The following is a 20,842-nucleotide window of genomic DNA, read 5'->3' as shown; positions in this document are numbered from 1 at the left end:
TCCTCTTGTTGAATGGTATGACATCACTTTAGCTTTAACGTGTATTCCACTTCAATAATCACAATTTAATAGACAAGTAAGGCTGTTTAACCGTAAAATGACCCGCATTCCACTCGAATGATGATTAATTAAGTAGACACTGTCAGCCTTTTAGACGCCTTCCTCAGGGTATTTCAATTTTTGTTTCAACGCATTCCCCCAGTGGTCAAAGCCGCTGAACCCATACTCATGACTAGGCGTATATCTACGGAAACCTTGCTCCGGTTGTGGGTCCCAATAGGCAAGCCCACCAGACTCCGTATCACGCACAAGAGATCTCGCCCCTTCTCCATTCCCATTCCAGGCACTTACTGCATATTCGTATATGTCCTTCGCCAAGCCTTCCATTTTCATATCGATCCATTCGCGAGCTGGCCCTTCATACACGACGTTGAAAAGCTCCGTTCCCTTAACTCTTCGGTAAAGTGTATAGTTCCGAACACCTAACTGCCATCCCCAGATGATTCGGAAGGTATTGCCCCATCGCCATACTTTCAAACCTTCCGGAGCAGCCGGACGGTTGGCGGTTATATAAACAGGGTAATCATGACTCCAGTTCCCCTGACGATCAGCATTCGTTGCTCGCACTCTTATGTGAATTTTCGATTCATTTTCCAGCTCACTGAGCAAGCATCTGGTTCCCGCTTCTTGCGCGACAACTGACCAGTTTTTACCGCAATCCACACTTTGCTCGATTTGATAGGCAGTCGCTCCAACCGCAGGCAACCAGTTCACCTCTGCACATTGGGAGGAGACGACAACAGCTGTGATTTCCGTGTTTTGAGGGATCGGAGCAGTATTCGCCCATTCCCAGGTATGACTGCCATTAGGCAAATCAAAGGCAATTTCGTTCTTCTCTGACCACTCCACATCAAGCAGCGCCGAATTGACATAAAGCTTATTTTCGCTCGCTTCAACATCTTCTTTCCATTCCACCTTAACTTGAACCCTTTGGGAGCAGACCACTTTCCCCGACAGATTTCCACCTTGAATTGTAAAAGAAAGACCATACCCCTTCACTTCCTGCTCATACGGCAGTACGGTAACTTTTACGCCTAGCGCGCCGATGCTGGAGCCCTTAAACAAAGCCGCTTCGGCTTTGCTTTCACCATATAAGCGAATGATGCCTGCGTATCCCGTAAAGCTGCACACCTCATCAGCGTACCGAATCAACCCGCCGTCTCTGAAAATCCGATCTGTTCGCCCTTGCAGCTTAATCTCTGCACCATAATCGGTTCTTTTCGTATACGTATTGTAATCACAATTCAATTGACGGTGGGTGACCACGGTCAGAAAGTCGCCAAACCCGTCAAAAACGATTCCCTTCGATCCCTGAGGTGCATCCGTTGGCTCTTGTGCACGATCTGCTGGTATGCCCGGATTAACGCGGACTCCCATAGCACCTGGTTTGAGTTGATCGATATGTGGAAATGGCTCTCCGTCTTTGACAAACCAAGCGAATCTACCTCTCACGCGCATATCACCAACCTGATCATAGACCACCATATAGTCATTGCCGCTAAGCAGCACGCTTCTGGATTGATAGAACGGCTTCGCATATTCACCTGCATTTGCTTGTACGAACTGCGCAAATCCAAAATCGTACATCGGCTCGGTCAAATCATTTCTACCAATACTTCTATACTCGTGGCCTACAAGTACACCAAAATTACTGCTCGCTTGCACATCTCCCATATCATAATCGCCAACATCTTCCGCCCTGTTATAGCTGTAACGTTTGCCGGCCGCATAGTAGTAGAGGACGCCGCAGCCCCCTTGGCCTGCTCTGCCCCATCTGTAATTAGGACCTTCATCAATTTGCTGAAGGTGTACGGAAACTTCACTTTCTTCTTCCACCGCCGCTCTTAAAATATAGCCATACCCCGTATACTTCGCAGATTTCAATTGAGGTCTAGTTCCATTGTTCATCTTCAGTCTACGGTCATAAAGCCATTTATACATGTTGGAGCCTGGAATGCGCTCTTCATGTGCAACAGCATCGGGCTTACAAATGTACATGAGATATTCAGCCAATAACGGTTCATATCGTTCCAGCCGCTCCGCGAGCAGACGCACGGAATCGGTAGGAACCATCGGATCTAGATGCACGCCGCTATGTGCGCCCTGTGGCGGGTATGTCCGAGACCCCTTAACCGGTGCGCTCAAGGTGTTCAACATCCATTGCGTCCATTTGGTGATATTGGGATACATCAGCACATTATCCCCAAAGGTTCGATACACGAGTGCGCTCGTTTTCATCATGGGAACCAGTGCAGCCCAGTTATAGCAACCTAAATTTTCTGTCCATCTTCCTCCGTCGCTGCCCCACAAAGCCACATCTGGACGAATATGATATTTCATATTGCGTGCCATCGCGGTTTCGAACTGATCCACCCAGTTGAGGGCATGAGGATGGTTGGGAAACAAGGATGCCATTAGGGCAGGGACAGATCGGGCATCTGCCAGAAAATTGGGATGTCCCGATAATGTACATTCGATCGGCATAAAGCTTTCATCGCTATGGGCATAGGCCATAAAGGCGCTGCACGCCTTGAAATCATCAAACTGCTGTTGCGTCATCCTCGGAGCCGCCATATCGAATACATAGACCCAGCTAAAAAATTCTCTAGCCGACACAGGACCTGCTTGGTAAAGCTGGTTCATATTATGGGACAGATGGTATATGATTTCTTCCATAAACGATGGGGTAAACGGCTGTTTCCTTACACCGTAATGCCACACCTCTACACCTGAAGCAGGCAAGCTCTCATCGGGAAAAAAGCGTGGAAATTGCTCCTTGTCTTCCCCCCAGCGAAGAATCCAATTCTTCACTTTATTTAGATTCAGGAATTCATACCAATACCAGAGGTGTTCTATATAGTTCTTTTGCTCGTATTGGGCATTTTTTTCACTGTTATACATGGCAAGAGCTGTTGTTCTAGAACCGTTCGTAAGCGGGTATTCCCATGACAGCGTGCCAACCAAGTCCGAAGACATATTGTAGCGGAAACGAATAGCGGTAGCTTCAGATGACCCCCAAAGCGCATAATCTTGACTCTTCCATTGTTCGGACTGCTTCACGAAAAGGCCTGCGCTTATTCCATGTTGGCTATCAGTAAAAGACGCAACCGGTGTACCCCACCAGCTGTTATAACTCGCATAGGGCAGTAATTTAAATGGCAAATACCCCTCTTCTTCTCTGTACAGGTCAATCTTTTCATTCTCCCGATGCCGAGCATATCGAATTTGCGGTTGGAATGTATGCCAGTTGAGCACTAGCTTAGCTTGCGTTCCCTCCTCAAATCCAGTTATATCCTCCTGCATTTCTAGGAATTCCATCTCATCAATGATTCTAAGCTTCAACCTATAGCTGCTCCCATCGATAAATCGAGCCCTGATGACGCAATCCGTGTAAACGCAACCTTTTGTCGGCAAGTCCAGCGAATAGGACTCCACTTGCTGGTTGGACTGTAGATAAGCAGTGCCTGCTATTTCTTCGTTCGCACTCTTAATCATGAAGACAGGGTAATTGCCACTGTTGTCGTGTGTAGTATTTTTACGGATGGCTACAGAAAGCGTCGATGACTCAACAATCAAATTGTCAGGATCATTTTCCTGAATTACTAACCCCTTGTGCTCGGAATGCCCTAGCGAACCCGTACCTACAAGTCGATACGTACGCATAGTTCCAGTAGGTAGATCAGCTGTGAAGTAAAGTGATGCACGAGCTCCACCCTCTGGATGATCCTCCCTATCTGACAGCTGAAAGAGCTGGTTATTCTCCTTATCATCCTTCAATTGCAAGGAGATGGCTCGCATGTCCGCATTTGTCAGTTCAACTGGGTAGGACAAAAGCGTCTTAGGCCAGCGATATTTGTGATGGTTAAGTTCATCTTTAAGAATGATTTCTTTCATCGGTTAGTCCCTCTCTCCTTCGTTAAGCAGTACCACACATGTGATTGCAGCTTTAGTCTAGTGACTTTGGATTTCCACTTCAATAATCACATTTTAAGTGCGACAACAGCGCAAAAAAACAACTGCCTCACGGGATTAAATACCGGGAAGCAGTTGTTTTTGGGGGTGTATACCTGGCTTTCCTAGTGAGTTACGCGAACCGTCAGTACATCACTGGAGGTTATGCCAGCAGCATTGACCAGTTCGGCGCGATACTCGTACGTACCCACCGGCTTATTGCTCAAACTTGTTGCAGCCGTTTGGGCAGCTGGCGACCCACTTGTCAAAGATTGCGTATCAATTAGCACGCCATTCTCGTACAACTTGTAAGTGGTACCATTCGTGCCCCACCACATATTCATCGTCACTTTAAAGTTTCCGATGCCAGCCCAGTTATCCTGTGACAGTACGGGCTTTCCAGGTGTGGCATGATTCACTTGAACGACGTGCGTGCTGCTTGTTGTTGTTCCGAAGCTGTTGACCAACTCCGCATAGTAACGATACGTACCATTCGGTTTCCCTGTTATGGAAGTCGACAAAGCTTGTGAATGCGGAGCATCATCCGTCAAGGTCACTTCTTTAATAAGCACGTCATTCTCATATAACCGGAAGAGGCTGCCGTTATTGCCATACCACATGTTCATCATGATTTGATAGGCACCATCCAGCAGACCTGTGTCATAACCGTTATCATCAGAGAGTACGGGGGTACCAGGCTTCCCTTGGCTTTTAGGCAATGGCAATGTTTGTACATCCAGATATAACGGCGTTGTGCTTTCATAGCTTGCTGCATCAAGTGCTCTTAATGTAAACCTGTACGATGTGGCTGGTGACAATCCCGACACCGTGAAGGCAGAGGCGTCAGCGGCGGCTGTCCCCACCAAGCTGTTATTCGCATAGATGTGATACCCTGTCACGTGGATGATATCCAAGGCAGGAGTCCAAGCTAAGCTGACTTCCGTGCTTGTGATCGAGGCAGCTGAGAATGAGCTGCCCGCTGGGAAGAATGGTCCTCGCTTATCTGCATACGGACCAGGCACAGTCACAATTCGCTCACCCGGACCATTCAAGTTATTGATCTCAACTTGAGGTGTCACATTCGACAGCACATTCCCCTTCAACACATGCCCATAGTTCGCTTTCGTCATAACAATGCCACCATTGGCGATGTTTGCCAGACGATTGTTCTCAATAATGAGATTCGTTGTATCGCCAACCTTATTATCGGACATCGTGTCACTGCTGTAAAAAACAGCCGTTGTTACAATGCCGTTATACGGAGGTGCTTCGGTTTTAGGCGTTGGCACCCGCGTTGGGTCGCCAATGACCTGATTATCCCTGATATCAATGCCATACACACTGACAGCGTTGTATTTGCCACTCGTGCCTTGTCTTGCTGAGTTTACCGAGACCGCGCCAATGTTGCTTCTCCTCGACACCCCGCTGATGAGATTGCCTTTTACAGTAACAAAATAAGCAGGGGTTAATCGGGCGGTACTTACAACTTGGGATGAATACACATAGATGCCCTCTGAATCAATGCTGCGGTTGTCTGCGGCTACCCCGTCGATTGCGTTGCCATAGAACCAAATCCCTTTGGCAGCATTCATTGCCGTATTTCTGTGAAACGTTACGTTGTCATTTAACGAAATCAGCGTAAACTTGCTTGTGCTATCAGGGATAATATCCCAAGGCTTGTCGAGTAGCAGTCTATTGCCCTGACGGCTGACAACTTTCCTTGCCTGTCCCAGACCTTGCCCATCTGTAATGGTCATGTAGAGGCCTGACCAATTAATTACATAATCCGTCAGCGGAATAATTGGAGCGACCGTGATGCCTGTCGGAGTTGCACCAAGTACAGCGCCTTCATTAAAATAACCGCCTGGCATTTCCACACAGAACGCTTCTCCATCATTAAAAGTAGCCGCATCAGGTCCCGTACCTTCTACAACATTGTTGGCCATATGCACATTGCTGCGGGCAAAAATTCCGTGTGTTTCATCCTGTGACTCTGGATGTGCGATGACATGGTTATTTTCGATAAACGCATAGCTAGCCGTGGTGACATTGTAACCATTGCTGTACTCCAAATAGTTGTTGCGCATACTGAGGTAGTAATTGACATAAGCTCTGTTCAGCTCAGCGGCCCACCCTCTGAAGTAATTATCCTGGAACAGGAATCTTTCCTTCGCCAGTACGAGCACGCCTAGACCTCTTCCGCTATTCCCTTTGGTTGTCAGGTCATAATCCAGCTTCACATGAGCGACAAACAGCTGCGTTGAAGTCCGTTTCGTCATGTCATTATTATAGCCGCTACCCCAATCGTGACCCAGCCAAATGAACGCATCTGGTCGATAATTGTTATTACTTAATTGAATGCCCAGCTTAGCTATTCCGTGGTGTCCGATGCTTTTCCCATCACCGGAGGACTGAATAAAGTTAGCGCCATTCGTCCCATTATAGATGAGTACGGTATCATCCTCGCCTTCACCCAAAATGACGATTTCGGCAGGGACATCGATTCTCGAAGCATAATACGTGCCTTTGGGCAGCAGCACCACGCCTCCGCCACTGCTTTTCGCAGCTGTTATTGCACTTGCTATGCCAGCTGTGTCGTCTTGTGTATCATCTGGCGTCGCGCCATAATCTGTCGCCTTGAAGATCGCGTTCCACTTAAAGTTATTGGCCCATGCTACACCCAGTCCAAGTGGATCGGCACCCGCTGGGACAATAGTAAGCTTCTGTCCATTGCTCAATCCAGACCAGTGTGTCCCAGCATCGTTGGATATCTCTACGGCATACTCACCCAAAGCAATGTCAGGAACTTTAAATTTAGCAGAATATGGCGTCAATTCTTGTAAATCAGCTGGGAATGCATTCCCCTGCGAATTCACTAACCGAACAGCGGAGGCAGAGGCAGCTCCAAATTCCGCAGCATCTAGATTTCTTCCTGACATCTCAATCGTAAGACCCGCATAAGCTTCGTACTCGGAAATAAACAACGGTCTTGCTGCATTCAAGAGAGAAGATCGGCTCCAGCCATATGAATTTTTCACCCAAAGTTCGTATAAACCAGCAACCGCCGTGTCAGGCAATCTAGTGACAAGGAAATTTCCATTGGTTGGATCGCTCTGTTCGATGGCGAGGCTGATCGCATCAGCCGGCGGCTCCGTAGATGGTTGACCCGTTGACAATTTGGCCTTCACTTCAACTTGACTCATATCAGCGCTGATCATGGCATTACCATTGATCGAAACTAACGTACCTGGTTGCACAGCATCCGATACTCGAATGACGACTGGCGGCTTTGTCCAGGATTCTCGATTCACTTTTAAAGGAATAACGCTCTGAGCCTCATTGATTTGATTAACATCGTCGCGCAGCGCAGTACCTTTAATCGTATACTCGCCAGCAAACTCTGGTGTGTAAGCGAGTTGCAGCTCCCCATTCGCGTTCGTTGTTGCAGAACCCACAGCTTTATCGATATAGGTGCCAACATAAGGCCCTCCCAGCTCGAAGGTAACAACTCGATTTGCAAGCGGAAGGTTCTGACTGTCATGCAGACGAGCGAGAATTTGAATGGTTTCCCCAGGTTTGCTCGTTTCCAACTGCGTACCTGTATAAGTCAGAATCGCTTCTTGATAGGAAGGTGTCGTCAATGGCATTACAGCTGTTGGCGGTGAGTACTTAAAGTTAACCATATTTCGAAGCTTATATTGATAAACCGTTCCTGCCTGCAAATTGCTATCGGTATACGTTGTTGAAGATCCGCTTACAACGGCAACCTCTGTAAATGCACTTTCCGCAGCAGATTTTCTCAAAATACTTATTTGGCTGGCTGGATTTGCATTGCTCCAGTCCAGTTTGGCTGACATCGGTGTAACATAGGCAACAGAAGGATTGGAAATCGTATTTGCTGCAAAGGAATCGAAGAAAAATCCTTCTGCATACGCACCGCTGCCCGCAATTTGGGTCGCTCTGAGTGTGAAGCTTCCATTCACTTTGAAGCTTATATAAACACCTTTGTTAATACGAGTTACTGTTTTGGACTCGATGACATTTCCTTTTAGATCAAGGATTTCAAACATTTCGGTTGTTGCTTCTGTCGTCGCAAAGTCGGTGCTATACAAGGTGAACAGGTGATCATTCGTGTCTGTTAGTGTAAAGGTATAGCTGAAATTCGTTCCACTATACACGGTAAACTTCTTTCTTGGCTGCCCGCTGGTTGGGTTTTGCAAACTCCGAATATCTGTCGATGGGTTCTCTGAGACATAATAACTGCTTCTTACTGAGGTATATCCGGAAACGTACCCCGGTAGGCTCGCTATGTCTGCTGCCAAAGGTGTATCCCGGCCACTGCTTAATTGTGTTGTATAGAAGGGTAGCAGGTAACCATCGCCGCCATATACACCTTTCCAATTCCCTTGTGTAGTCCGGTTTTCACCTAAGTATTCAGCTATCGTACTTTGTGTCGGTGTTGGGGTAGGCGTTGGTGTTGGGGTAACAGTTGGCGTTGGTGTTGGTGTGACTGTTGGTGTTGGTGTAGGGGTTGTAGATGTTAGTTGTTCCGCTGCTATTTGAATGTTATCCCAGTCAACGACCATTGGATTCGCATTCGTTCCGGAGAAATTCACAAGTCTCAAGTCAAAATTAGTGAAAGACCCCGCAATAAATTCATCGGTCTTCCCGTTCGCATCATCATTGGAAGCGCTAGCATTTCCGAAAATTTGAACAGGAACTGTCGCTGAATAGTGCGTAAATTTATTATCGCCTATAACCGTTGAAGAACCGTTCTCCATGTAAACATTGCCTAAAAGAACATATGTCGAGTTCGTCAAACCTGTAATGGCATTTGTTCCATAAAAGCGCAAGAATAGGCCTGGCGACCTTGCATCATTTCTGGCAACAATGTCGTAATCCACATTAATTTTGATGTTCCACAATCCTGGGGTTAACGTATTAAGGGCATTTTTAGCGCTCGTTGCTTGTGATGAAGCTGGGGTTACGTTAACAGGAGCAAGGCTTTGACCAGGAACAGCTGCTAATCTTGCATAGGTTCCCGAAGCATTCGCACCTAGTGTGTTGCTTTTGCTCGTTTCCTCATAGACCTGACTGGACACAGTTAACTTGAATACGTCTGGATTGGATAAAACAACGGATGGTGAATTGGCTCCTTCAAAATCAAGATTCAAAATCGTCTTGTTCGTATCGCTTCCACTAGCCTTTACTGAGTTGCGTAGAACGAATCCGTTGCCGATGAGTAGACTTCCTATAATGATTAGGCTCAATGCAAAAACCAACCATTTTTTCAACATTGTGTTCCTCCTGTAAGAATTATTTGTCATCTAAAACAGGAATCTGTTAATTCGCATCAATCATCTCCCCCCCATGACGTTTGGTTCTCCGCTATTATATAAATGCAGGCAATTCCATTTCCATTGTCATTTATTAATGACCTCTTTCGCCGAAAAAAAAAGGAGAGGCGATCAAACCGCCTCTCCTTCTTCCGAGCAAAGCCTATTTCTTCATGCTAGCATAAAGCTTGTTTGCTTCCATCTCCAGCTGTGCACCGCCATTCTCGTTCCATTGTTTCACGAAATCGTCGAAGGCAGATACCGGCATGTCGCCGCGTACGATGGCCGCGAAAGTATCCGTCTTCAGCTTGGTCAAATCGCCCCAGAACTTTCCGGACGAGGGCAAGCTGTCGGATTTGCCGAAAAGGTCGCTTACAGGCTTGTTGTACAGTTGGAAACGCCCCAATAGATCCTTATTGTAATATTTGCTGATAATTTCGGTATTTGCTTGAGCGCCCCAAGCGGTAGTCCCGTTCGAGCCGTCCGGTATGCCATCCGCCTGAAGTTTGGTCACGTCGTCATACGGCGTGATCCTCACTAGCCCGCCGCTCTCGCCTGCCGCCTCATCCGTATACTTCCAGTGCTTGTTTTTCTCTCCCCAAGCCAGAGCCAGCCATACCTCTTCATTGTTTTGAATTTCATCGATCATTTGCAGCGCTTTCTGCAGCTTCTCGGGCTCTTTCTCCAGCTGTTTCCCGAAGGCCCATATATTGCCCGCTGTGCCCCAAGCCCAACCGCCGGATTTGCCTGCCGGCCCCGTAGGAGGAGGTCCGAATTCCGCAGTGCCGCCTGCATTTGCAGCGTTCAGTGCACTGATGATGGAGTTCGGATTCTTCTCATCCAGCGAGCTTACATTGGCGGTATCGTTGAAGGCATACTTTCCTTGTGTAAATTTAGGCACCAGATCCTGGCCGGTTACAAAATCTGGATCAATGTATCCTGCATTGTACCACTCTGCCAGCTTGGCGAGCGCTTCCTTCGTCTCAGGCTGCGTAGCAGCATTTACTACTTTGCCGTCCTTGACCATCCATTGCGTCGGCATGACACCATAGGCGCCAAAGATCGTATGGAATTGGTTATAGAACGAATTGCCATTGGTGCTCATGCCATATACACCAATTTTCTTGAGGGCAGCAAAGGCAGTAGTAAATTCTTCGATCGTCTGCGGAATTTTATGGATGCCGGCTTTCTTCAGCAGGTCCGTCCGCCACATTTGTTTGGTATTGAATTGACCTGAGAAATAAAACGTCGCAAGACCATAATTTTTCCCGGCTATGTTGCTGTAATACCAACCTTGAGGTGCTTGTTTATCCATATTGGCTTTGGTCCGGGGTGCATACTTCGCAATGGTTTCGATCGGCACTTCCGCCAGCAAGCCCTGGGAAACGTATTTGTTCAACTCTGCCGGATCCAGGACAAACATAACATCAGGAATATTTGCGGAAGATAACTGCAATTGAAGCTTCTGTGTATAGTCATTGAAGGCTGTCGTATAAACCTTCTTCAATTTGATATTAAAATGATTCTCCAAATACTGCGAAGCATAATTCAATGGGGTTGAAACTCCGGGATAGTTGACCCAATCCAATGTAATCGGGGTCTTAGCCGCAGGACTTGCGCTTACTTTGGTATTGGCGCTCACCGCCGGGCTTGAATTGGCACTCGTTTCCGGGGTATTATTGCCATTGCCGCAGCTCACTAGAATCATACTCGCGATCAATACCTGCGAGCCGCCACTTAGCCATCCTTTCATCCAATTCCCCTTGATTTCTCTTCCTTTCTTCATCTTTCTGCCTCCTACCACCGGACCTAGAACGTTTCTAATACCCGCTAATATCGTTATTTGGCACCGTCACACTGGTAAATGTATTGCCGACCTTGATCAACCCGTTGCTGTTCAGATCCTTTGTAATGCCATTATTCAATGTGTTTAGAGAATTGTTCTGAATATTGACTGCCTCGGAAATCGTCCGCAATTGGCTCCAGCCTGTATTGCGGTAAGCATAGATTCCATTGATATCGGGGGCTTCTGAAAAACCTCCCACAGCAGGTGCAGGCAGCACGCCGGTGATCTGATTGCCTTTAATATCCGTTCCATAAGCGAGGTTGCCGAATATATATGGAGCCGTGTTGTCTTCGGGAGACAGACGCAGTCCGACGCCAGCGACTTTGGATAAAGGTGAATACCCCGTTACAATATTACGTTCCAGCCGGTTGAAATAGCTGATGTTGAACCGTGTTGTGTTCGGATTGTATACGGTGTTGGCCAATACTCCCTCGCTGTCGATGGATGTATTTTCCGCAATGACGCCGCCGATATTATCACCGTAAAACCAGAAACCCTTGCCATTGTTGGTCGAAGTATTTTTATAATAAACGCTTTGACGCAAAGGCAGAAAAACGATAAATTTGCTGGTAGAATCGGGTGCTACCTTCCAATTGTCTTTAACAGTGATTGTACTTGCTGTTTGATTTAATGCCGTAACTTCATTCAACTGGCCCATCCCTTTGCCGTCAACAATCAGCATAGACCATTTCTCCCATCTGTGATTCGTAACATCCCAATCCAAAGCCGATAAACCGGTTCCCGTAATCACTTTGCCCGATATTGATGAGACCGAACCGTACATCTTGGTTCCTCCGCCTGCCGATTCCCCCATGATCGCTTCACCGTCATTGTTGTTGATTCTGCCGAGATTCCGAATGTCGTTGTTAGTTAAGTAAGCTTGAGAGCGCACGGTGAAACCATGGTTATCACCGCGATTATATTCGGGATGGCCGATAATCGTATTGTTCTGAGCAATACTGTAGTTAGCTAGGAGATGCACAGCCCCGCCGGTATATTCGAACATATTATTCGAAATATCAAGAAATTGCGTGACATAAGAGCTAGACATGGCAGCAGCCGTCGTTTTGAATGTACTCCCTTGGATCGCCACATTTTTGAAAGCCACAATGTTCAAACCAATGCCCCGCTGTCCCACTGTCTGATCTCGATTGATTGTGAAATCCACCGTAACATCCTTCACGAAAATATTGATAGCCGTGCGGGCGTCGGAATGCGTTACGTTGGAATCGAAATCATGCCCCAATTTCAAGGCCATATCGGGGTAATTGGAGCCTGCTACATTGATGGTTAACCGTGCTACACCGACTTTGCCTAACGTAGTTCCATCATTCTTCGTATTGATGACGGAGACACCGCCGGTTGCGTCGTATTTGATAATAGTTCCTGTCTGGCTTTGTCCCTGAATGCTAACGCCGGAAGGAAGTGAAAGGGTATTAGTAATGCGGTAGGTACCGTTCGGTAGATATAGTACACCGGCGCCCCAAGTACTCTCAATCGTATCAATACCAGCTTGCAGCGCAGCCGTATCGTCGGTGGTTCCATTGCCTGTTGCGCCATAGGACAGAGCGCTGTGTTGGCTCCAGACCAAATCAGTAGCCCAGAAGACGCCGAGACCCAGCGGATCAAAGCCTGCAGAACGGGTCGAGTACGTTTGGTTGCCGCTGAAGGCATACCACGTGGAGCCCCCATCTGTACTGACTTGCACGGTATATCCCTGATTTGGGCAGGTTGGCACCGTGAAATCAACGGCATACGGGTTAACGGACGTCACGGTTGCATTGTACGTATTAGCTCCATTCACCATCCGTACCTTCGTATTGGTCGTGCCCCCATATTCGGCAAACGCCAAGTTTCTGCCAACCAGCTTGGAGGTCTGCCCTGTCCATGGATTATTATTGTAAATCCAGTCAATGAACGGGGCGTTAACTTTAAATGAACTGCTCCAGCCCACATTGTTGCTCGCTTCCATGGTATAGATGCCCGGCGATTGCGATGTAGGTACTGTACAGGTCACATAGTGACCTGCCGGATCAATATATGAGATGGGACAATACGTGCTGGTTCCTGTAAATCTGACTTGTGTGATACCGCTTTCAAAATATTCTCCGTAAACCGTCAATAACTCCCCTGGCTTAACAGCCTCCGAGACTCGATAGACAACAGGCGCAACAGTTGGTGCGGCAAAAACCTGAAACGGTAGAAAAAAGCTTGATAAAAGCACCAGCAATACGGCATTGATCCATACTTTGCTTAACTTCATCATACAACTCCCTCTCATTAGGTTTGCAACGAGGCTTCGTCGCCGGAGCCTTATCCCGTTGTAGTCTGAGTATACCTTCGGATGCCATTCCACTTCTATTATCATTTTTTAAAAGGGGTATATACCCGTCAAGACGGGATATGGACAACTTGCTTCTTCGCAGCTGACTCATAACAGGCATACATGACGTGGATCGATTTTAAATATTCTGTGCCCGAGGATTCATAAGGTAGAGGCTTACGCAATCCGTCAATAAAATGCTGCTGTGTAGCAATCGTGCTGCCGCCCTTCCATCCGTTCTGTGGAATTTCGTAGCTGTGTGCTTGCTCCGTGCCTCCACGCGGTGTATAGAAAATCGCACCATTTTCATTCAATCTCACCTTTCCTTCCGTTCCTTCGACCGTCATATATCCATAAGTTGCACTACGTACTTGCTCCATATAAGTAACACGGTTGGCATCATAAATGCCGATAACACCGTTTACAAAATTAAGGTGTATGACAGCTAAATCCTCTCCCGAGATGACTGGATTAATCGTCTTGGTACGGCAATAAACACTTTCGATTTCACCAAACAGGTAGCGGTATGTGTCGATAAAGTGGATACCCGTCTCGAATAACAAAAACTTCTCCATATGCTTAAAATACGGTTGAATCTGATAAGGATTATTCCCCCACCCATCGCCAGGCCGCATGGCAAAATAAGCAGTGAATACCTCGCCCAGCATCCCCGAGTTAATCATTCGTTTGATTTCCCGGTACCATGCCTGCCAACGCCAATTTTCGTTGATCATTAACGTGACGTTTTTATTCCGGCAGTAGGCGACAAGCTCCTCACTTTCTTCCAACGTAGGTGCCAAAGGCTTCTGGCACAGAACGGGCAACCCGAGATCTGCCGATAAACGGGTGTAAGCCAAATGCGATGCAGGCGGTGTGCAGATATCGATAAAGTCCGGCTGTACCTCCGCAATGGCTTGTTCCCACTGATCGTACGATTCCAATCCGTATTTATCTGCCAATTGCTTTGCATTGTCCAGCGTCAAACTGAGGATAGCACGAATCTCGGCCCCTTCCACGGCTTGCCAGGCTTCCAATTGAATTTCAGCAAAATGGCCTGCGCCAATCATGATGCCAATCAAAGGTTTCGCACTTGCAGTCATATGACGATGGCTCCCTCCTTTTTATACACCTGTAATTTCCTTGAGCTTGTTGAAAAATTGCTGTTTGCGTTCCGTATTGATCCCCCACTGTACCGGCGGGCATTGAAAGCCATCGCTGTAATTGTTTTCTCCGGGATCAAAGTAGCCCCACGATACGCCACGTTTAATCGAAATTAGCATGTGATTGGTAGGTTTATCGAAGTCGAAATGATCATCCTCGTTATTAAGAATCGGCTGCCCCCGATACGCTTCACGGTCACGGATAATATCGATTTGCTGCGAAGCCCACAACTCGTTGCTGTTATTGCCGTGGATGAGTATAAAATCAGATACGGCGATCACGTTATTCGTCGGTACAGACGATCCGCAGAAACTGGTGCCAATCAACAATGGCAGGTCAGGATTGACTGCTCGGCCCACGATGCGGGCTAACTCGATTAACTCATGCATTCTGCCATTCAGAATAACATCATAGGAATAGACGATATTGCATTCATTCGCAATTTCAATTAAAACATTGGTATAGCCTTGCTTTACTACCCACGCCGTTGCATTTGCGACAGCTTGCTTGACTGCCCGTTCGCCACTAAAACGGATATCCTGGCCAAAATATAAGAATCCGAGAATGACGACCATCCCCAACTCATCCGCCCGATCCATGATGGCCTCAAGCCTGCGCATATAAGCCGTGTCCAGCTCCCCGTTGGAACTATAGGCAGAATTATGCCATGGCTGAAGCCTGGAATATCCCTCCGGACTTCCTCCCTGGAGGTTCAAAGTAATGGCCAGCAAGCCGTGTTCCTTCCATATCGGCATTTGTGCGATAAATTCCCTCGTATTCCTCTCAGCATCCCATACCCCTGTATCCGGATAAGCCCATCTTTGGACAGTTTCTGGATTCTGATCGTCATAAATCCCTTGCACCATCCTGCTGTTCATTAATAAACCTTCAATTCGCATTCCGTCCCAATACCTGCCATGATAAGTCCATTCCCCATTAATCCGAAAGCGTCCGCCTTCAATCGAAATTTGAGTGTGCCGTGTTTTTCCCATTTTGTTATCTCCTCATTTACTTATTTGTAAATATGGTAGGTACCTAATCGAAGATGGGGAATCGTGTTCTGAATATGCTCCCGCATTTGTGCTTCCGCCTTGCTCCCATCTTTCTTGCTTAACGCCTCAATAATTTGGAGATGTTCGTCGAATGTTTCATCCGGATTTCTGTATAGACCCTGCAATTGGCTTGTCACCAAAACTTGTGTGGAACGAATCGTGTTTTCCAGAATCGGGTCTGCCGCTATCGCTACAAGCATCGTATGAAATTGAACATCTGCTTTGTAGTAGGCTTCTGCACTTCCTTGTTTGAATTGGTGATAGGCTTCCTCAAACAAAGTCTTCATATAGGCAACATCCGCAGTACTTACCCGAGATGCAGCCAAACGGCATACAAGTCCTTCCAGCACCGCCCGAATTTCAAAGACAGAAATCATATCTTCCACAGTAAATTCTTTGATGTACCAACCTTTTGGCGTAGCAACAAGAAGACCTTCCTTTTCCAATTCACCGAGTGCCTTTCGTAAAGGCGTACGGCTGACACCCAATGTTTGCGAAAGCGAATTTTGGATCAAATATTCATTCGGTTTCAATTCCTTGTTGATGATCATTTCCTTAATGCGCTTATAGACAGAGGCATCTAAGGTATCGGGAGATTGCAATAACATACCTACATTTCCTTTCTATATGCAGAATATCGAGTCAAGTCATTGCCCGATCACGTTGCGAATTCAAATCACAAGCATCAGCAGCGCTTCCGCACGATTGTATTCATTGTATACAATACATGTTTAGGATATGCCTAATCCCAAAACTTGTCAATCCCAGGAGGGAAAGCTCCCCCCAATGACATGACAATTACTTTTTACATTGCGATGGGCTATAGTATTTGAACTGTTTAAAGATGCGAATAAAATAGTTGATGCTTCCAAATCCTACCCGATCCGCTACCTCAGTCACCGATATGTCAGTTGTTCGTAACAAGTGTTCCGCCACGTTAACACGGTGCAAATTGACAAATTCTACGAAGGTACGTCCAGTCAAGCGTTTGAACGTTTTGCAAAAATGATGAATGCTCATATTGACCATCTGTGCAGCCTCTTCCAAGGCTATGTGCCTTGCGTAATTTTCTCGAATGAATACGAATAACAGGTCAAAACTCTTCGTTCGTCTACGGTCATCAATAAGCTGCGTGCCCCTGTCTTCTATGTGCTCGAGATTATTGTTCCTTCTGATTGCTGCTGTAAGAATCAATTGTAAATACGAGCGAACAGCCAATTCATAGCCAAGTTTTTTCTCTTCAAACTCACTGATGATGTGAAGAACCGCTTTTTCAAATTGTTCATAGTCCAATTCTTCAGCGCTCAATTTCACAGGAAATCTCTTCTGCCCTAACATAAAAGGCAAGATCATGGCACCGTATAGAGGATCACCAGCATCACTATTGAACAACGACTTATTAAAAACAATCGCATAAAAATCAACATCCATATTGTTAACTGAATAGCCTGAGTGCAGCTCACCCGAATGTACAAACAGCAAGTCACCCGGCGAACTTTCGTAGGGGCTCCCTCCGATATCAAATACGGCATGCCCTTTCACTATGTAAATGATTTCCAGATGGTCATGCCAGTGTAAATATAACACTCGTTCACCTGCGCCAAAATTATGAAACACGTTGATAGGGAATTGTTTTTCAGGCAAATATGTCATTTCTTTCAGTTCCTGATTAGCCGTCACCGTTTTCTTCCCTCCACGCAATAACAAAATTGTGCAACTTTTCAACACGATCATGTATAGATCAGAATTTCTTGTTTCGTTATCATTAATTATATACTCGCTTTACAACAGGGAGGCAACTATTTTGCAAAACATTCGTATCGGAACGCTTGTCAATGGCCAAGATGCCGTAAGGGTCATACCACAAATTGTAAAGCACGGATTTGAAAGTTTCCAACTTTCCTTTTGGCAATCAACGGGGACGCTGGATTTGAAGGAAACTGCCCATAAAATTCAAGATTTGATGCATGAACATGGAACTGTTATTTCCAGTCTATCTATCTTCGGTAATGCGTTGACAGGGCACGATGGAAATGCGGATACCCTTGCCAGTTGGGAAAGGTTAATTGATCATGCCCACTTATTTGGCGCTGATACGATAACGGGGTTTACAGGACGATTGGTCGACCAATCGATATCCGACTCTATCCCAAGGTATAAGGAAGTGTTTGGTGAGTTAGCCCGCCGTGCTGAAGCGAATGGCGTCAAAATCGCGTTTGAAAATTGTCCAATGGGGGGAAACTGGCTCAAAGGTGATTGGAATATCGCGCATAACCCAATGGCATGGGAGTTAATGTTTAATGCAACGCCGTTTGACAACATCGGTCTTGAGTGGGAGCCTTGCCATCAGATGACACAGTTGATTGATCCACTTCCCCAGCTACGCAAGTGGGCTCATAAAGTGTTCCACGTACATGGGAAGGATGCCACGATCGCATGGGACATCGTGAAGGAAAATGGTATTAACGGACCAAAAGAATTTGTTTGGCACCGAACGCCAGGGTTCGGAGATACGAATTGGACCGATATTATTACGATCCTTCGCCAGTCAGGTTACAATCAAACAATAGACATTGAGGGCTGGCATGATCCTGTCTATCGTGATGATTTAGAAATGACTGGCCAGGTTCATGCTTTGAATTATTTAAAAAATTGCCGAGGCGGCTCTTATGTCCCTAACCCCATTTAAAAGCAACTACACAGGAGGAATTCAGCTATGAAAGCAATTAGAATTGTCCAAGCCGGTTGCGGTGGCATGGCAAATGCATGGATTCAATACGCTTTAGAACGTCCAGACGCGGAGCTCCTTGCCTTTGTAGACATTTATGAAGATGCTGCGAAGAAAATGAATGAGAAATATGGACTGTCCCTTCCATGGTATTCGACTGTAGAAGAAGCCATTAGACTATCAAATGCAAACGTTGTCTTTGATTGCACAATTCCAGCAGCTCATAAAGACGTTGCAACAGCTGCGCTCCATGGCGGTTGTCATATCCTTAGTGAGAAGCCAATGGCCGCTACGTTAGAGGAAGCCGAACAGCTTGCCGAATTGGCAACATCGAAACCAGAATTGCAATATGCGATTATGCAAAATCGACGCTATTTAAAGGATATCCGAGCGCTGCGTGGACTCATTCATCAAGATGTTATTGGTCATGTGAGCTTCGTTACCGCAGACTTTTTTATCGGTGCTCACTTCGGAGGTTTCCGTGATGCCATGAGTAGCCCGCTCATTCTAGATATGGCTATCCATACTTTTGATCAGGCTCGTTTTATCATTCAAGCAAATCCAGTATCTGTATACTGCCATGAGTTTAATCCTAAAGGCTCCTGGTACGAAGGAAATGCTGCCGCCGCTTGTATATTCGAATTTGATAATGGCGCTGTCTTCACTTACAACGGTTCATGGTGTTCGGAAGGAGCTCCGACTTCTTGGGAGGCAGCTTGGCGTATCGCAGGCAGCAAGGGCACAGCGATTTGGAATCAATCAGCACCTTATGCCGAAATCGTTACTCCAGGCCAAGATAATAAGTTCATCTATGACTATCAACGGATTGAAGCACCATACACTTGGACAGGACGTGAGGGGCACAACGGTTGCTTAGATGAAATGTTTCAGGCAATTGTTGAAGGTCGGAAGGCTGAAACTTCCTTTTCGGATAATATTTTCAGTACTAGAATGGTGTTCGGTGCAATTGAAAGCGCAAGGACAGGGCGAAAGGTGTCTCTCTAGTGTTAATAATAAAACAAGATGATATGTGTTTGTATCCACCTATCATCTTGTTTATTCCTATCAATTATGGGTTGTATCCAGGTGATACATATCCGATTCCTGCCGTTCCAGTAGGAACAAAATCCCCTCCTGCAGGTGGTCCCTGCTTAACCCCTCCAGTTATGTACGAAGTAAGCGAGGGCCAAGTCAGTAGCCCATTCGTAATCGAAGGTGCGTTCGCATCGCTCGTATCCGCCCTTCCATCTGCGCACTTAGCAGGATTGGCTGTGATGTTTACATTTTTAACGATCAACTAAAAAATCCCGCCCCCAAAGACATTCTCTTAGGGACGAGATTATGGTTCCAATTCATGAATCAACCGGTTAGCTAGGTCACGAATCGATTAAGATGAGCATGATCTCCTCCACCCATTAAGCTTATCGATTCTCTTCGGGATCATCCATATCATAGCCAAAGGCATCAAGCGTCGGCCATAGCTCAGGGGCAATCGGGTAATTCGCGAGCTCCACCGTCTGGGCTACCCGTTCTGGTTTGCTCATGCCGACGACCGTGCTGGCGATCCGCGGGTCGCGAAGCGAAAATTGAAGCGCTGCAGCGGCTAGCGGCACATCGTATTCCTGGCATACTTTGGCGAACATGCGCGCTCTTTCCACTACGATTGGCGAAGCATCGCTATAGGCATACCGAGCGTATGCTTCCGGACCTTTAGCTAATATGCCGCTGCCATAAGGAGCCGCGTTAATGACGGCGACGCCCATGCTACTCGCGACATCAAGCAATGGTTCGGCAGCTCGATTAAGCAGCGTATATCGATTGTGGGTTTCTACCGCGCTGAACGCTCCCGTTTCGACATAACGAATGAGCATATCGATCGGCCCACCGGATATGCCGATGTGTTCGATGACTCCTTGCTCTTGAAACTTTTGAAGTACTTCTAAAGGTCCGCCGGGTCCCATCACATTTTCGAAGGTGGTATGTTCAGGATCGTGGATGTAAACATATTGCAGACGATCAAGTCCTAATCGTTCGAGACTTCCTTCAATGGAGCGTTTGATCTGTTCGCCGCTGAAGTCGCCGGTCTTGAAGTCGCGGTCGGCTTTCGTAGCCAACACGAAACCAGCTGGAAGTCCACCATTCGCTCGAATGGCCTTGCCAATCCGCCGTTCGCTCTCACCTTCGCCGTATGCTGCAGCCGTATCTATAAAGTTGATCGGGCTTTCGAAAGCGGTCCGTAGCGTTACCAATGCTTGTTCTTCCGACGTGCCGTACTGAAAGGTCTCCGGCATATCCCCGAGCGGAGCAGCTCCAATACATAGCGGTGATATAAGTAGGCCAGTATTGCCAAGCGGCCGTAGGGATAATAATGCGTTCGTCATGGAG

At 46.8% G+C, this 20,842-nt stretch carries 12 protein-coding genes; 3 read left to right on the top strand and 9 right to left on the bottom strand.

The genetic code is table 11. From position 1 onward, the window contains the following. Window positions 1-150 precede the first annotated feature (150 nt). From AC58UX_RS02370 to AC58UX_RS02335, 8 genes are all read right to left on the bottom strand, one after another. Window positions 151-3,954, bottom strand: coding sequence for a hypothetical protein (locus tag AC58UX_RS02370; RefSeq protein WP_497249341.1), 3,804 nt, complete (start codon window positions 3,952-3,954; stop codon window positions 151-153). 182 nt (window positions 3,955-4,136) lie between these two features. Then, window positions 4,137-9,308, bottom strand: a complete 5,172-nt coding sequence (locus tag AC58UX_RS02365; protein ID WP_497249339.1) for a fibronectin type III domain-containing protein — start codon at window positions 9,306-9,308, stop codon at window positions 4,137-4,139. Between the two features lie 202 nt (window positions 9,309-9,510). Beyond that, complete coding sequence (locus tag AC58UX_RS02360; protein ID WP_497249337.1) at window positions 9,511-11,133, bottom strand: type 2 periplasmic-binding domain-containing protein; 1,623 nt, start codon at window positions 11,131-11,133, stop codon at window positions 9,511-9,513. A gap of 34 nt (window positions 11,134-11,167) precedes the next feature. Further along, complete coding sequence (locus AC58UX_RS02355) at window positions 11,168-13,459, bottom strand: glycosyl hydrolase family 28-related protein (RefSeq protein ID WP_497249335.1); 2,292 nt, start codon at window positions 13,457-13,459, stop codon at window positions 11,168-11,170. A gap of 125 nt (window positions 13,460-13,584) precedes the next feature. After that, complete coding sequence (locus AC58UX_RS02350; RefSeq protein ID WP_497249333.1) at window positions 13,585-14,616, bottom strand: Gfo/Idh/MocA family protein; 1,032 nt, start codon at window positions 14,614-14,616, stop codon at window positions 13,585-13,587. Window positions 14,617-14,637: 21 nt separating this feature from the next. Next, window positions 14,638-15,669 (bottom strand): glycoside hydrolase family 5 protein, encoded by a 1,032-nt coding sequence (locus AC58UX_RS02345; protein WP_497249331.1) that lies wholly within the window; start codon window positions 15,667-15,669, stop codon window positions 14,638-14,640. Between the two features lie 20 nt (window positions 15,670-15,689). Next, entirely contained in the window at window positions 15,690-16,337 is a 648-nt protein-coding gene (locus AC58UX_RS02340; RefSeq protein WP_497249329.1) for a GntR family transcriptional regulator, read from the bottom strand. A gap of 190 nt (window positions 16,338-16,527) precedes the next feature. Continuing rightward, window positions 16,528-17,409 (bottom strand): AraC family transcriptional regulator, encoded by an 882-nt coding sequence (locus AC58UX_RS02335; RefSeq protein WP_497249327.1) that lies wholly within the window; start codon window positions 17,407-17,409, stop codon window positions 16,528-16,530. 124 nt (window positions 17,410-17,533) lie between these two features. On the opposite strand from AC58UX_RS02335, the gene AC58UX_RS02330 reads away from it, so the two are divergent. From AC58UX_RS02330 to AC58UX_RS02320, 3 genes are read left to right on the top strand one after another with little or no spacing between them, the layout of a single operon-like run. Continuing rightward, window positions 17,534-18,418 (top strand): sugar phosphate isomerase/epimerase family protein, encoded by an 885-nt coding sequence (locus AC58UX_RS02330; protein WP_497249325.1) that lies wholly within the window; start codon window positions 17,534-17,536, stop codon window positions 18,416-18,418. Between the two features lie 27 nt (window positions 18,419-18,445). Further along, the gene (locus AC58UX_RS02325) at window positions 18,446-19,462 is read left to right on the top strand and encodes a Gfo/Idh/MocA family protein (RefSeq protein WP_497249323.1); all 1,017 of its coding nucleotides are present in this window, start codon (window positions 18,446-18,448) and stop codon (window positions 19,460-19,462) included. Between the two features lie 23 nt (window positions 19,463-19,485). After that, on the top strand, window positions 19,486-19,758 hold the full coding sequence (locus AC58UX_RS02320; RefSeq protein ID WP_497249321.1) for a hypothetical protein: 273 nt from the start codon (window positions 19,486-19,488) through the stop codon (window positions 19,756-19,758). A gap of 120 nt (window positions 19,759-19,878) precedes the next feature. Here AC58UX_RS02320 and AC58UX_RS02315 read toward each other — a convergent pair whose 3' ends face one another. Then, window positions 19,879-20,838, bottom strand: coding sequence for an aldo/keto reductase (locus AC58UX_RS02315; protein WP_497249319.1), 960 nt, complete (start codon window positions 20,836-20,838; stop codon window positions 19,879-19,881). Between the last annotated feature and the right edge of the window lie 4 nt (window positions 20,839-20,842).

Source organism: Paenibacillus sp. J22P90 (assembly GCF_059692195.1).
This window is presented reverse-complemented; position numbering and strand designations above follow the sequence as displayed.

Coding starts and splice junctions, on each gene's coding strand:
- AC58UX_RS02370 (WP_497249341.1), bottom strand. CDS start 3,954: ATGAAAGAAATCATTCTTAAAGATGAACTTAACCATCACAAATATCGC.
- AC58UX_RS02365 (WP_497249339.1), bottom strand. CDS start 9,308: ATGTTGAAAAAATGGTTGGTTTTTGCATTGAGCCTAATCATTATAGGA.
- AC58UX_RS02360 (WP_497249337.1), bottom strand. CDS start 11,133: ATGAAGAAAGGAAGAGAAATCAAGGGGAATTGGATGAAAGGATGGCTA.
- AC58UX_RS02355 (WP_497249335.1), bottom strand. CDS start 13,459: ATGATGAAGTTAAGCAAAGTATGGATCAATGCCGTATTGCTGGTGCTT.
- AC58UX_RS02350 (WP_497249333.1), bottom strand. CDS start 14,616: ATGACTGCAAGTGCGAAACCTTTGATTGGCATCATGATTGGCGCAGGC.
- AC58UX_RS02345 (WP_497249331.1), bottom strand. CDS start 15,669: ATGGGAAAAACACGGCACACTCAAATTTCGATTGAAGGCGGACGCTTT.
- AC58UX_RS02340 (WP_497249329.1), bottom strand. CDS start 16,337: ATGTTATTGCAATCTCCCGATACCTTAGATGCCTCTGTCTATAAGCGC.
- AC58UX_RS02325 (WP_497249323.1), top strand. CDS start 18,446: ATGAAAGCAATTAGAATTGTCCAAGCCGGTTGCGGTGGCATGGCAAAT.
- AC58UX_RS02320 (WP_497249321.1), top strand. CDS start 19,486: ATGTGTTTGTATCCACCTATCATCTTGTTTATTCCTATCAATTATGGG.
- AC58UX_RS02315 (WP_497249319.1), bottom strand. CDS start 20,838: ATGACGAACGCATTATTATCCCTACGGCCGCTTGGCAATACTGGCCTA.